The organism is candidate division KSB1 bacterium, from assembly GCA_034506395.1.
Lineage (GTDB): Bacteria > Zhuqueibacterota > Zhuqueibacteria > Thermofontimicrobiales > Thermofontimicrobiaceae > Thermofontimicrobium.
In genome coordinates, this window is sequence record JAPDPQ010000009.1 from 138,215 (window position 1) to 152,776 (window position 14,562).

Consider the following 14,562-nt stretch of genomic DNA (forward strand, 5'->3'; position numbering starts at 1 on the left):
CATGGGCGCTATTCATAGGCGAAATGTCCAATTGAGGTTCGCGCTCCAATATTCCATATCCATTCGCACTAACATGAAATTCAAATGCTGGGAAAATAAGAATCGAAATCCAGCGTTTATTTTTTGAGAATCATATTCAACCAAATAAATCAGCCAATTTTTCCAACTGATTTCCAGCCCCCCAAAGAGACCGACGATAGTATGTCCCACTGGTAGATCGCGATCTTGCTTTGGCACGCCGAGGTGGCGATTGATTAGATCAGAGCCGTAACCGATATGCAACCGCCAGCAGCTTTGAGGCTGGTTGACAATGGTTTTGCTGATAACCATATAGCTGGTATTAAGCAAAATAAAGCTATAAATGTCCCGTACGCCGATGGCAATTGCTGGAAGCTGGCCATGCTCTTTGAGCACAAGATATTGCAAGCTGATCACGCCATCTTTGTAGGTATTGGTACCATCATAGCTTTGTTGACCAGGCACGAATGTCACGCCAGCGCTAAATTCCAATCTGGGGAGATAGCCGAGGACGATGAAAAAAGGATAATTATGAAAAAGATGGGTGGCGAGGTACGCTGCATGACGATCGACATAACCGAAGCCGATTGCCACCTGTTGATCCTCAATCACCTCCGCTGTGGGGATTTGGATCAGACCGCTGGTCCCAGAAAGCGAAATACCAGAGCGGCTGGGCATTGGAAACGCCAAGATTAGCATGAACCATCCCATCACTCGTGGAACCGAGCTAATTAGCTGTGAAAATCGAATAGCGGATGCAATCACTGCTATCAACTCCCTCGCTTCGGAATATATTCGTGGCGAAAAACAGCTTCATCCAGTTTAACATAGCGCCGCGCTATTTTTAAATAGTGACTATTAGCCCGGATAAAGCTGAGGGTCAATTGATCGGCCACGCGTTCAAAACTTTCTCCAGTGTTCAGGATCAGACCGTCATAACATGGCAGATAGCGATAGTCCCAAATGATGGATCGAGGTGAGGTCAATCGGAATCGACTTGGCATCGCCTGCCGGATCATTGGGAATGGGATTCGGACGGTCATGCCAGTGAGAAATTCAAGCGATTGGCTCCAGACGCCCATAAATTCCAGCTCCAACTCTCGAAAACGGCGCATGATATCGATGCGCCAGCCACTATCACCCAAAAGGTATCTGCCCCAACTCACCCGAAAGTGCACATCGACTGGCTCAAAGCGATAGTCGGTCTGGAAAAGATAGGAATAGCGATTGTTGATCGGGCGAGAAATTGACAACCATTGTCCGATTGAATGCGCATCCACCCAGTCTATTCTGGCAGAAAAGCTGACTCGATCGCGCCACAGAAAATGTCTGAGCTGGGAGGAGATGCCGTAGCAGCCGAATTCGAACCGGCCAGCGCTCAGCGATAGAAATGACTGATAGGGCAATCGGATCAATTGTTGAATTTGTAAAAAGCCCGTCTGATTTTTATGCCCGAAACGTTGAAACTCATCATAAATCGTCGCATAAAGCTGACCGTTCATTTGAAATCCCTTGGCAACGGTAAACGAAATATTGGAAGTCACATTGAATTGCAATTGCGCTGGATCCTTTGGCTGTGCGAATTGGGCATTGCATCCAGGAATAAAACTGAGATCAAATTTGAATGCAGAGGACTGGCGCTCAGGTGCAATATAACCGGGATAAGGAGCTGGGGATAGTGGATACCAGCCAATTGATACGCCAGCCAAAAACTCAGTCAATGAAATTTGATCTTGCAGCCATTGCTCAAACCCTTCTCGCTCGACGATGATGTATTTGATCGTCACGTTTCGGTATTTGGGAATTAGGACAATTCTGTGGCAAGAGGAAAAACGATGAGCTGATGAAACAAGGACAACGCCCAAAGCGAGCACCTCATTTCGGAAACGCCGATTTTCGTAGCTGATCCATATCGTCGGGCCGGATGCCACCTGAATTTCAATGTTCTCCAAACCAGCAGCGATGAGGTCATTTTGGCAGGTTACCACGGCAGTGTTCAGGTCCATGCGGTTCGGCTGGCTGGCACGCCCGCTGACAAAAAATAAAAATAGGCTTCCCCACATGAACATTAGCAACCTGCTCATCATTTCCTCTCCTCCAAAGCCGATGATGATATAAAAAGGATCGATAATAACGCTGAAAGCAAAAATCTGTTGCCTGACGATTCAATTAATAAAATTAATAAAGCGGAGCGGTCCGAAATCTGTTGAAAGAGGGAGATTCTCATGGAATCAAATAATACCGGATCGCTCGCGATAAGTGGATGGTTTGACGCTGCTAGCCCAGCAATAACACTCTGGGTGAACCGTGTCCATCGGATTGCTGAGTCTTATACCCGAAATCCATTTGATTTTGATGGAATCCCCAAAGCCTTGGGGGTGGAGGCGAGACTTCATTTGACCCGATAAGGGCAAGATCGAAAGCCTCAGATCATTCCCTGCATTACTCAATTTAAAAATTTCTTCTGGAAAATCAAGTGAAAAATTGCCCAATTTAAAGAGATGCAACCGTTCTTTCAATATTGTAACAGCTTTTCGGTTTTTATTTGACAAGATGCAAAAAAACCTATAAACCGAGCTTCAGGATTTACGCAAAATATAGAAATCAATGTTTCTGACCCTCTGTTTTGCAGAGAGATATTTATATAATTGCTTGATTCCCTCAGAAAGAAAGCTATAAAATTCTATTGCGAACCAATCAAATTCGGAATTTTCCTCAGTTGAACCAGCAAGAAGGCGAGGTGGTAATATTAAGCTATTAAATGACCATTAAGGGAAGCTAAAGAATTGGAGCAATTGAACAATCATGAATGAAAATGCAAAATTTTCGGTGATATTTTCATTGCGATGAAATTGAAAGGAGAAAGAAAACACCGTGTATCGCATTCTGATTGGCGTTCTTGGCAAAAAAGAGATCTATTCAAGCGAATCGAGCTTTGAAATATCGAGATTCTTTGCGCCCCCATACCTCAGCGGTTAGCGAAACATGCTCAGAAGATTAGGCACTAACATTTACACAGTCCAATGTGAAGGAATCTTCTTTCGAGATGATTATCGTGTTTCCAAATTAATGCTTGCAAAATGAAAATGGAACTCATTGAGAATTGAGTTCTCATTGCTGCACGAGTAGACCTTGGCCGTGCTGATTGAAGGCGGAATAAAAATGGCGCGGCAATTTCAATATCACTGCCTACTCGTTCGTTCGATAGTTGCCCGCTGACTGGTTCGCCTATTCTTGTTTCGGTGGTTCTATGCCAAGGATTTGGTATAGCTCCTCTTTCTCGACGATCTCTTTTTCGAGCAATCGTTTTGCGAGTTGTTCGAGCTGCTGCTTCTTATTTATAAGCAACTCTTTGACCACATTATATGCGGACTCGACAATTTTTCGGACCTCATTATCGATTTCGGCAGCGATTTGTTCGCTGTAGGGCCGACTCTCTGGCATTTGGATGCCAAGGTAGATGCCACGCTGGCTACTGCCATACGATAGCGGGCCTAGCTTCTCACTCATCCCGTATTCGACCACCATGGAGCGAGCAATTTGAGTGGCGCGCTCGAGGTCATTCTGAGCCCCAGTGGAGATTTCATTAAATGTGATTTCTTCTGCCACTCGGCCACCCAATAGCACCTTCAGCCGACTTTCCAGTTCGGAGCGAGTCATCAAATAGCGATCTTCGGTGGGTAATTGCAGCGTATAGCCCAGCGCTGCTACACCGCGTGGAATAATCGAAACCCGATGCACTGGATCAGTATTGGGCAGGCTGGCGCCAACGATCGCATGACCGGACTCGTGATAGGCAACGATCTCCTTCTCATGCTTATTGAGCACTCGGCTTTTTCGCTCGAGCCCGGCAATCACACGATCGATTGCCTCCTCCAATTCTTCCATACTGACGATATTCTTATTGCGACGCGCCGCGAGCAACGCCGCCTCATTAATCACATTGGCCAGATCAGCACCGACAAATCCTGGGGTCCGAGCGGCAATGACGCGCAAATCCACATCAGGTGACAGCTTGACTCCGCGCGCATGCACTTTAAGAATTGCCTCTCTGCCATTGATATCAGGCCGATCGACGACAACCTGGCGATCGAACCGGCCCGGCCGCAACAGGGCTAAATCAAGAATCTCAGGACGGTTGGTCGCTGCCATGATAATTACCCCGATGTTCGGATCAAATCCGTCCATTTCGGTGAGCAACTGGTTTAATGTCTGCTCCCGCTCGTCATGCCCACCAGTGACCGGGCTAATGCTACGCGCCTTACCCAGGGCATCCAGTTCATCTATGAAAATGATGCAGGGTGATCGTTGCGCCGCCTGCTGAAATAGGTCACGAACTCGTGCTGCACCCACACCAACAAACATTTCGACAAAGTCTGAACCTGACATCGAAAAGAAGGGTACACCCGCCTCACCTGCCACAGCTTTGGCCAATAAAGTCTTACCCGTGCCTGGAGGGCCGACCAGCAGAACACCTTTGGGAATCCTACCGCCCAAGGACTGAAATTTCGCAGGATTCTTCAAGAATTCAACTACCTCTTTCACCTCCTCGACCGCCTCATCAATCCCAGCAACATCCTTGAAGGTCACTTTGGTCTGACCCTCTACATACACTTTCGCCTTGCTTTTTCCGATCGATAACATCCCCCCAGTGGGATTCATGCGACGAAAGATGAACCCCCAAATGGCCACCAAAATGAGCAGCGGAAAAACCCAAACCAATAGAAAATTCAATAACCAGCTCCGCTCTGGTTGCCCCGAGAACTGAATGCCCATTGCCTCCAACTGATTCACCAGCTCTGGATCTTCGACGCGCGTGGTTGAGAAGCTCGCCAAGGACAATCCTTTCACCGCTTCTCCCCGCTTGCGAATCGGCCCGCTTTGAGCCAGCGAATCGACCCAGGCATTGAATAATTTGCGCTTCGACTTCAGAGTTTCAGCGTTCGAAATCGTATCTGGTAAAAAGCCAAACGCCTGGTAGAGAGAATCCAATTTCGCTGGATCTGAGAAGAATCGGCCAGTAATTTTATCCTGGCTAATAAGGCAATCCTTGATCTGGCCCTTGCGCACCATCTCTTTAAATTCGCTATAAGGCAATTTAACAACGGTCTCTTTCAAAATCATGGTCTCTAATAGATACATGATCATGATACCAAAGATGATGTACCAGATCGAAAAATGCACACGCTTTTCAATCTTAATCGGGCGCTTGTTGCTTTTTTTGCTTTGCTTTTTAGAGTGCTCGCTCATATTTGAAAAAACCTTATGTCAATAGGTTCACGTGAAATATATTTTTGATTTGATCAATGAATTTGATCATCTTATTTATGAAACAATCTTCAACAATATCATTCTTGAGTTCGCCAGTTATATTTAGCTATACCTTAGATTGCTATTTTATCATCCATAGGGCTCACAAAAGCCTATCTGTAAAAACTGCGCAATTCATCAATGATCGAATTGTTAGTTTGACGTTCCCGCAAGTCGAGATGAAAAAGAATCGTCTTCAAAGAGCGACGATTTTTAGGATGCCATGGCTGATGGGTCACCTCCTCCACAAAATATCGATCAAGCTCAATAAGCTCAAGGTTGAACGGATTCATATCCAGAACGTCCTGTTCAGCAAACTCATAATGCAATGGCAGGCGAGTGAAATTTAATCGACAATAATCAATGAACGCCCTTCCCGCTTCTTCATAAAGAATAGGCAATCCATGGGTTCGACAAATGATTGGCCTTACTGGATAAATCACACATCGATCCTTTAGTAACATCGGACATGTCTCGTCGGAGTCTTTATAAAGCCTTCGGAGTCGCTTGATCCGCTGCGGAGAAAATTTTTGCAAATACCGCTCGATGATATATCCCTCTATAGAGAGAACGGTGCGTTCCACCCGGCAACATTGGCTGCAGCCAGGCTTGCAGACCAAATGTTCCCGATAGAGCGTTTCCAATGTTTCGCATCTCGAGCTGACCTTGAAAATCAGATTTCTATATTTGTACAATATTTCGTCTAAGGGCATTGATCCTTGCAAATTATAGTTATTCATTCCGCGGTCATTATTTTTGTCAAAGCATTGTAATAATTTTTTCCGAAAAAGTCAAGGGAGAATTTTTGTCAAATAAATATAGTTAAATTTCGGCATCTCCATGCAAAAGATGCATATAAAACTTGCCTTGCTCCAAATATTAGCTGCCATGATTAAAGGCTTCTCTTGCAAAATATTTTTCGGATTCTGACTTATATTTTTAGGCGATCATCCGCCTATTAGTAAATTCAAAAACTGAAGGTCGTTCAATTCCACCAGACTTTTTGCGATGAATTCGTCTGATTGGTCCACCCAAATTGGGTCTAGATATCACCACTTAGATTTTTGGAAAATAATGTAAGGCCGATCTATTTTCTCGTTAGACCAGCAAATTTCCTAATGGAGCTTGAATCCCCCTTCGCTTCACGACATCTAAACCATCGACAATTCGACCTTGCGATCTGGTTTTATATAGAATGAATGTGGTCTGAATATCAAGGGAAATTTTTGGATTAGATGATTTAATGTAATTTCAAAAGTGTATTTTCTCTGCGAACAATTTGAGCAATCTTAAAATTTTTATGGGAACTATCGCTATTGCGAAGACAAAATACTTGACATTCAACTAAAATTTCCTTATCTTTGCCAACTTTTTAAAACACCTACCAAACCAAGAACAATCAACCATCAGGAGGCTTGATATGAGAAGATTTATGTTCATCACTTTATTATTGGGATTATTCATTCTTCCACTTTACGCACAATCCAATCTCGATAACGTCCGTTTATTTCAATCCTATTTTTATGACGCACCGATCTCGAAAGCAGGCTACGGCCAAGGAGGTTTGATGTATGCCAACTACGATCTCTGGAACAGCTTTCGGATTGGTGTCATGGGTGGCTATCCAATCAACGAGAAAATAGAACTGGGCACCCAATTGCATTTTGTCAATTTTTCACCAGATAAGGGTGACGGCCAATCTGGGATTTCAGATATTGATGTTTTCGGACGTTATAATGTGTTCAACCAAGATAAGACCAACATCTCTGCTGGAGGGATGGTCTCGCTGCCGATAGGCTCAGAAGATGTGCTCGAAGGGAATCTCGATTTTGGTGCTTTCGGTGCAATCCGACATGCTTTAAATTCCCATATGTCCCTGGTCGGTACCATAGGATTGATGTTTTATGAGTCAAAGAAACCTAAATTCAATCCTAATACTTTCGAGGTTGAAGAGGAAACCTCTTACGAAAACTATCTGAATATCGGCGCCGGCCTAGTTTACGCTGTTAATAAGGAGTTCAATGTGGTTGGCGAGCTCAACATTAAAAGCGAAGGGGACTACATGTTGCTGAGCGGCGGTGCGGATTATCTATTGGGAAGTGGCCGCTTGAGAGCTGGTTTGGGGCTCGGTCTTGACGATGGCGCCCCAGATTTTCTGCTGATGGCGGGCTATCAACTTTCACTTTCAAAATGAAACACAACAGAATTTCATAAAAAAGGTTGCCGGTAACCGGCAACCTTTTTTATTTCAGAGAAATGTAAAAGACTCGGTCATTCTAATCCGCTTTTCAGCTTACTGATTGTAATTCAATCTTCTTCTTCTCATAGAGACCATCCTTGAATAGCTGCTATTCGTGAGCTAAAATAATAAGTGCAATTGTTAGGGGGAATGAACATCCAACTTAATTAGCGTAGCATTAATTGGGTTGCGAGCCCTAAAAAAAACTTACAGGAGCAATCGATGAGTTATAAACAGTTGCCTTTGAATAACGGGTTGAGGTTAACGTCTATCTTAAGATTGGCTTAATAAGATCGAATTTATAATTGTAAAACACCCTCTTATTATCCCACTGATTGAAACAACCCAACGGTTTTTGTTCTGAAATTTTAATACTCCATAATTCTCCCCACGGATGATAGGACGACCACGGATAGTTTTTAAATAAAATATCAGCGGTAGTCTACCATCCGTTGGGAAAATCATCTGTTGGGTTGTTTCCATCCGTTGGAGAAAATTAAATTTTCAGTTCCTGCTATTCAATGCCCACCCTCCCAATCAACTGCTCGATCTCCAGCCTGGTGATCCTCGCCTGATAGCGGGCAGCGATCAGGGCCGTCTGGGCTCGGATTAAATTGATCTGGGCATCCCGAAATTCCAGGGAGCTGGCCGTCCCGATATTGAATCGCTCCAATTGCAGGTCTAAATTCTGCTGGGCGGCAATCAGATTTTGCTCTTCCAATCGGACCAGCTCAATCTGCTTCTGAAACGTATCGAATTTCTCCTGCACCAATCCCGCAATTTGATTTCTGACATTGGCCAAATTCAATTCCTGATTTTGCGCCTCGATTTTCGCATTTTGCAGATCGATTTTATTGCGAAAGCCATTGAACAGATTGAACGACAGCGTTAGGCCGACCGTAGCGTCTTTGCTTTGCGATTCCACCGTCCTGGGGAAAAAGGAACTGCCATCGGTGACCTTGCGCTCGGTGGTGGCATCGGAATAGCCATAGCTGGCATTAAGCGCCAATCGTGGATAGAACGCCGATTGCGCCAGTTTCACATTTTGATCTGCCACCAATTTATTTTGTCGGATGAACAGCAGATAGCTATTGCGCTCCGCTGCCAATTGAAACAGTTCCTCTCGTTCAAAATTTACCCCGTTAATGGTGATCTGCTTTTCCACATTGATCGGCGTGGCGGGGTCTCGTCCCAACAAAATATTCAGATTTTTCTGAGCAATTCGGACCTGCAATTCCTGGTTCAGCAGCGTCGCCACGTCGTTGTTGAACGAGACCTGGGCGTTTAGAAAATCTGCCGCTGAGGTGCCCCCTAAATCCCGACGCACCCTGGCTTTATTCAAGCGGGTTTCGGATACATCCCTGGCGTTTTTCGCCACCTCCAGCAGTTGCTCCTGCCGCACGAGATTGAAATAGGCGGCCAGAATGGCCACCACGGTATTCTCAATTTGAAACCGAGCCTGATATTCGCCCAGTTTGGCCAGTTCATCGTAGCGACTTTTATTGGCAAACATCTGAAATCCATCGAACAGCGTCCAGTTGAGCGAAATCGTCCCATTGAGATTTTGTGAGGTTGAATTCCCAAATCCGATGGGCGAATTGGTCTCCTGTTCCGAGGAGCGGATCTGATAATTTCCCAGCGCATCCAGCGTCGGCAGAAATCCAGAGGTGCCTTTGCCCGCATTATTTCTGGCGATCTCGGCCGTATTCCGAGCGATCTGGATATCGAAGTTATTCTTCAGTCCAATTCGGATAGCATCCTCGGCGGTGAGGATGTCCTGGGCTTGTACGCCAAAGGGAATCAAGAAAAATAGTAGAATGTATTTTTTCATTGTTAGAGTTCCTAAAAATTTTTTATTACCTTGACCAATAAGTAATTTTTGGTCTCAGAATTGAAAGGTCTCAGAAAAGAATCTTGATTTTAAATTCTATGACCTTTCAATTCTGAGTATAATTAGTGTCCGTCCGAAAACTAAAGATTTTTAAGAAGTATGTCATTCCGAGCGAAGCGAGGAATCTATCAATGATTGAAAACATGGGACTTCCAGATTCCTCTCCGCCAGTTGGCGGATCGGAATGACCGCTTTTAAGAAAAATCGCTAATTTCGGAGAGACTCTCATTAGAATCCTGACGGATTAACCCCATGAATCTTAAATTAAAAGTTACCCTTCAATTCTGAGTGCAATTAAAATCCTGACGGATTAACTCCTTCACCCAATTAACCTACCACCTGCATCTCTTTCCATGCTGGCTCTACTTCTTCTGGCACATGTTTCTTGCCAGTTAGCAAATAAGCCAGCCAGAGACGAAATTTATTTTGTACCAGATATGAAGCTGGCAGAATGATCAACAATAAGAACGTCCCAAACAGCAAGCCATAGGCGAGAGAAACTGCCATCGGGATCAGAAATTGGGCCTGACGACTGGTTTCAAACATCAGTGGGGCCAGGCCTGCTACTGTGGTTAACGTCGTCAAAAGGATCGGTCGCAAGCGAGAGATGCCCGCATTATAGACCGCATCAAACACCTTCTGGCCCTCCCGAACATTGCGATTGATTTGATCCACAAAAACGATGCTATCGTTAATGACAATGCCTGCCAGAGCGATGATTCCGTACAGCGATAGCGTATTCACCTGCAACCCCATAATGCCATGTCCCCAGATGGCACCCATAATTCCGAATGGGATGAATGAGAAAATATGTAATCCCTGGGCATAAGATCGAAATACCAAAAATAGAAGGATTAGATTAGCTAATAGGGCCACAGAGAAAGCACTGCGCATCGATCTTTGCATTTTCTCCTGATCACGGGATTGGCCTTCAAAGGAAACTTGAACTCCCTGTACCTGCGCCAACACGTTCGGCACCACTCGCTCTCGAATCTCAGCCAGGATTGGCGGTAGATCGATGTTTGTATCCACAAGATCCGCCTCTACTCGCACCTCTCGCTTTTTCTCCAGGTGGTTAATGGCCGAAATGCCTCGTTTGATCTCATACGTTGCCAACTCGCTGAACGGATATTCCGCTCCCGTACTGGTTCGAATGCGCATCTGATCTAAAAATCCCAATGCCGCCCGATCTTCGGGGCGATACCGCACCCAGACCCGAATTTCATCCCTGCCCCGCTGAATCCGTTGCACTTCCTGGCCGAAAAATCCCTGCCGCACCTGCCCTGCCACATCTCGCAGCGTCAGTCCCAGCGCATAAGCACGGGGCTTGAGCGTGATATTGATCTCCCTTCGGCCTTCCTGATTGGAGTCGGTGATATCTTTCAGCGTCGTGAACTTGCTGAGTTCTGCAACCATCAGGTCTCGGGCTTTGTTCAGTTCTTTTAGATTATTCCCCAACAAACTCACCGAAACAGGCTTGCCAAAGACACTGGTGCGTCCGAACGAAATTTTCTGCGCTTCGGGCACAGGTCCAACTGCCTGGCGAATGCGATTGGCAATAATGAAGCTTTCCATATTGCGCTGTTCGCCGTCTAACAGTTGTAGGGTCAATCGCCCTGCGTGGCTACCTGCATCGCCAAAATCGTTGCTGCCGATGTCCCGCTTGATGCCGAGGATCACATCTTTTTTATCTGCACGCTCCTGCTTCAATTGGTCATTCACCTGCCAGGTGATGCGTTCGATCTGCGCCAATAGCGAATCCGTATCCGCTTCCTGTCGACCAGGCACCAGCGAAACGTTTATGGGCAGCGTATCCCCATCGATAAATGGGAAAAAAGTGACGCCGATGAATCCGCCACCGAGCAAGCCGATGGTCAGAAACACGAACGCAAACGGAATGGAGACCGTGATCCACTTGCGCCGCATGGCCAATTTCAATGTCGGCCCATAAATTCGATGCGTCAGGTATGCGATCATTTTTTCGATTTTTTGCCGCACAACCGATAGCTTCTGTTGAGGTCGGAGCGCCTTTGAATGCGCCAGATGAGCGGGCAGGATCGTAAATGATTCAATCAGAGAAAATGAAAGCGCCGCTACCACGACTACCGCCATCTGCCAGATGAACTTGCCCAGGAAGCCGCTGAGGAAAAAGAACGGCAGAAAGGCGATGATGGTAGTTAGAACCGAGGTCGTTACAGGCCCTAACACCTCTACGCTACCATCCAGGGCGGCTTTCAGGGCGGGTTTGCCCCGCTCGTAGTGGGAATAGACATTTTCACTCACCACGATTGCATCGTCCACCAGGATTCCAACCACGATAATCATACCAAACAGCGAAATCGCATTGATGGTGATGCCCGATAAATTGGCGACGATGAACATCCCTGCAAAAGCCACGGGCAAGCCCATAGCCACCCAGAATGAAAGCCGAAGATTCAAGAAAAATCCCAACAGAATGAGCACCAAAATCAAGCCCATGATGCCATTGTTCACCAGTAACGACAGCCGTTGCCGCAAGGGAATTGTGGTGTCGTCGATAATCAATGCCTGGACTTTATCATTGCTCTCATTAAATTTTTGAACGATGGTTTTGGCAGTCTTGGCAACGGCCAAAATATCTTCCGCAGTCGTTTTATCGACATTCAGCACCACCGCCGTGCGACCGTTATAATACGATCGATCTGGGCTGTCCTCCCAACTCTCCTTAACTGTCGCCACATCTCTCAGGTAGATCACAGTGCCATCGGGATTGCCTCGCACGACGAGATTGAGCAATTCGTTGGCAAAATAGTTTTTGCCATACGCTCGGATCAACATCTCCTCATCACGGGTCTCCAATTTTCCGCCTGAAATGTTGATATTGGCCGAAGCCACCGCTCGGGAGATCTCATCGAACGTCAACTGATAGCGGCGCAAATCGGCCTCCGCCACTTCAATAGAAAATTCCAAATTGGGCAATCCCTCGATGCTGACCTGTGAAATCTCTGGTGTCGCCAGCAATTCATCCCGCAAATTTTCTGCAATGTACTTCATGTTGTACCGATCGGTCTCGCCATAGAGAACGATCGAGAGCGCCCGAACACGGAATTTCTGCTCAAAAATCACAGGCCTCTCCACTCCCAGCGGAAACGACCCGATACGGTCTACGGCATTTTTGACATCAGTCAAGACTTTATCAATCTTAGCTCCCTCAGCCACCTCCACTGTGACCACACCAAAATTCTCACGAGACGTTGAGGTCACTCGCTCGATTCCGTCGAGACCATCCAGATTCTCTTCAATCTTTAAGATCACACCCTCCTCTACTTCCTCAGGCGAAGCGCCAGGATAAACGACCTGGATGATGATAAAACTCGGCTCAACTTCAGGGAAGAACGAGTATTTCATATTTGAATAAAACAGAAGCCCGAAGCCGAGGATGCTGAACATCATCACGTTGGCCCACAGGCGATATTTTATGAAAAATTCGATGATCTTTTTCATCGGCCAACCTCCTCACTGATGCGTGCTTCGGCCAACATGCCAGGTGCCACGCCTTGCAACAATTCGACGACCAGCGTATCGCCATTCTGAAGACCGCCTGTGGCGATGACCGATTCAGGCTCCTGAAATGAAATCATCACCTCTCGGTAATCCAGCCTGCCATTTTTGATCAGGTAGACGAACTTGTCCTCGTAAATCGCTCGGCGGGGGATGGCAATGCCGTTTCTGATGACCTTGCCTGGAATCTGCGCTTTGAGAAATACGCCATTGAATAGGCCATTTTGATCGCCCCGATCCACCGAGGCATACACCTGAACCGCCTGGGTTCGGGTGTCGATATTTTTGCCGATGCGCCTGATCTTGCCCTGCCACTGGCCCGCCATCTCGCTCGACGTGAAAATCACAGGCCTGGTCTGGTCGATCCACTGCACATCGATGGCAGGAATGGGCAACTCCACCTCCAGATTTTCAAGATTGATAATCTGCCCCAATTGACTTCCCACTCGAGCCGTTGCGCCAACTCTGAGATCAGCCGAAACAATCGAGCCATCGAACGGTGCGTAGAAATAATGCTTCTCCAACCGAATCTCCAGATTGCGCACCGCAAAATAAAGTTTGTACACATTGAACCGAGACAGAAACAGCTTGACCTTCTGATTGTCTGTCTCAGGCAATTCTCGAAGTTCCTCGCCGAAGCCGCAGCAGTCGAAATAGCTCTGATATTTTTCGTATTCTTCAGGAAAATCCGCCTTCAGCTCAGGCAGCACCGCAGCCAGCGCATTGAGGAATTCGCTCTTGGCGGTATTGATATCCAGCTTGATCTGCCGATCATCGATCTTCAGCAGCAGATCGCCCTTTTTGAACGATTGGGCAGGCTGGAACGGCACAGTACCTGGCATGATCTCGCCTGCCACCTCGCTGAACAACGTAATTGGCTGCGCCGACATCAATCGGCCGTAAGCGATAATCTGCGCAGGAATATCTTTCAACTGCACCACCTGCGCCGCCACCATTCTGGGCCGCACCACCGCAGGCCGCTTGGGTGGCTCCTTTTTCATGCTGATCAAGACTCGCATGGCGATAAAGCCGATGATTAAAATAATAATGGGTAGCGTAATGATAATTTTTCGTTTCATTATTTCTTCCTTTTCGATTAGTCCTTCAAATTCGTGTCCCAAAATTCCATCAGTTGGATTCCTTGATCCGTTGGAGATACAAACAAAAAAAATCATCGAACCAACTGCCAATGGATATCATCAATTCGCTCAAATTAGCGGACTTGGCGGTTTGAGGTTTCTTGAATATGAATCAAGCAAAAAGCTCAAATCGTTCATGCTATTAGATGCAGGAAGGGAGAATTAGGTGCAGGCATAATTCTCAGGTTTAAGTATTTTCATTATATCATTCGTGGCTCAGATGCAACAAAGTAGTAGCAATATGAATCTCGGTTTGGGTTTTTATTTTTAATTGAAATCTTAAAAATAATCACATTGGAAAGCAAAGGGATTTACGTCCCGAAGATGGTAGAACGAAGGATTAAATTTAGACGGGCAAATGTGAGATGAGAGTGATATTTAATTTAAAATAATTTTTTCATCCCACATTTGCCGCACATTAAAAT

General features: G+C 46.1%; 9 protein-coding genes. 2 read left to right on the top strand and 7 right to left on the bottom strand.

What is annotated here, in order from left to right:
- Positions 1-12: 12 nt before the first annotated feature.
- Positions 13-717: a YjbH domain-containing protein gene (locus tag ONB37_08125; protein ID MDZ7400113.1), complete on the bottom strand. Its 705-nt coding sequence runs from the start codon at positions 715-717 to the stop codon at positions 13-15.
- 71 nt (positions 718-788) lie between these two features.
- Positions 789-2,105 (bottom strand): YjbH domain-containing protein, encoded by a 1,317-nt coding sequence (locus ONB37_08130; GenBank protein ID MDZ7400114.1) that lies wholly within the window; start codon positions 2,103-2,105, stop codon positions 789-791.
- A 138-nt stretch (positions 2,106-2,243) separates the two neighbouring features.
- Between ONB37_08130 and ONB37_08135 the strand changes: the two genes are divergently transcribed.
- A complete protein-coding gene (locus ONB37_08135) occupies positions 2,244-2,426 on the top strand; it encodes a hypothetical protein (protein MDZ7400115.1) in 183 nt (60 codons plus the stop codon).
- Between the two features lie 820 nt (positions 2,427-3,246).
- Here the strand turns inward: ONB37_08135 and ftsH are convergent.
- The gene (gene ftsH / locus ONB37_08140) at positions 3,247-5,268 is read right to left on the bottom strand and encodes an ATP-dependent zinc metalloprotease FtsH (GenBank protein ID MDZ7400116.1); all 2,022 of its coding nucleotides are present in this window, start codon (positions 5,266-5,268) and stop codon (positions 3,247-3,249) included.
- Between the two features lie 173 nt (positions 5,269-5,441).
- Positions 5,442-6,041: a YkgJ family cysteine cluster protein gene (locus tag ONB37_08145; protein ID MDZ7400117.1), complete on the bottom strand. Its 600-nt coding sequence runs from the start codon at positions 6,039-6,041 to the stop codon at positions 5,442-5,444.
- Between the two features lie 707 nt (positions 6,042-6,748).
- On the opposite strand from ONB37_08145, the gene ONB37_08150 reads away from it, so the two are divergent.
- Positions 6,749-7,522, top strand: a complete 774-nt coding sequence (locus tag ONB37_08150) for a hypothetical protein (GenBank protein ID MDZ7400118.1) — start codon at positions 6,749-6,751, stop codon at positions 7,520-7,522.
- A 559-nt stretch (positions 7,523-8,081) separates the two neighbouring features.
- Here the strand turns inward: ONB37_08150 and ONB37_08155 are convergent.
- The 3 genes from ONB37_08155 to ONB37_08165 all read right to left on the bottom strand — a co-directional run bounded on the left by ONB37_08155 (position 8,082) and on the right by ONB37_08165 (position 14,077).
- Positions 8,082-9,398 (bottom strand): TolC family protein, encoded by a 1,317-nt coding sequence (locus ONB37_08155; GenBank protein MDZ7400119.1) that lies wholly within the window; start codon positions 9,396-9,398, stop codon positions 8,082-8,084.
- 387 nt (positions 9,399-9,785) lie between these two features.
- Positions 9,786-12,941, bottom strand: coding sequence for an efflux RND transporter permease subunit (locus ONB37_08160; protein MDZ7400120.1), 3,156 nt, complete (start codon positions 12,939-12,941; stop codon positions 9,786-9,788).
- Positions 12,938-14,077, bottom strand: a complete 1,140-nt coding sequence (locus ONB37_08165; protein ID MDZ7400121.1) for an efflux RND transporter periplasmic adaptor subunit — start codon at positions 14,075-14,077, stop codon at positions 12,938-12,940. The genes ONB37_08160 and ONB37_08165 overlap by 4 nt, the downstream gene beginning before the upstream one ends.
- Between the last annotated feature and the right edge of the window lie 485 nt (positions 14,078-14,562).

Excerpts from the sequence above, each read along its gene's own strand:
- ONB37_08145 (MDZ7400117.1), bottom strand. The coding sequence starts at position 6,041 with ATGCCCTTAGACGAAATATTGTACAAATATAGAAATCTGATTTTCAAG.
- ONB37_08150 (MDZ7400118.1), top strand. The coding sequence starts at position 6,749 with ATGAGAAGATTTATGTTCATCACTTTATTATTGGGATTATTCATTCTT.
- ftsH (MDZ7400116.1), bottom strand. The coding sequence starts at position 5,268 with ATGAGCGAGCACTCTAAAAAGCAAAGCAAAAAAAGCAACAAGCGCCCG.
- ONB37_08165 (MDZ7400121.1), bottom strand. The coding sequence starts at position 14,077 with ATGAAACGAAAAATTATCATTACGCTACCCATTATTATTTTAATCATC.
- ONB37_08135 (MDZ7400115.1), top strand. The coding sequence starts at position 2,244 with ATGGAATCAAATAATACCGGATCGCTCGCGATAAGTGGATGGTTTGAC.
- ONB37_08130 (MDZ7400114.1), bottom strand. The coding sequence starts at position 2,105 with ATGATGAGCAGGTTGCTAATGTTCATGTGGGGAAGCCTATTTTTATTT.
- ONB37_08125 (MDZ7400113.1), bottom strand. The coding sequence starts at position 717 with ATGCTAATCTTGGCGTTTCCAATGCCCAGCCGCTCTGGTATTTCGCTT.
- ONB37_08160 (MDZ7400120.1), bottom strand. The coding sequence starts at position 12,941 with ATGAAAAAGATCATCGAATTTTTCATAAAATATCGCCTGTGGGCCAAC.
- ONB37_08155 (MDZ7400119.1), bottom strand. The coding sequence starts at position 9,398 with ATGAAAAAATACATTCTACTATTTTTCTTGATTCCCTTTGGCGTACAA.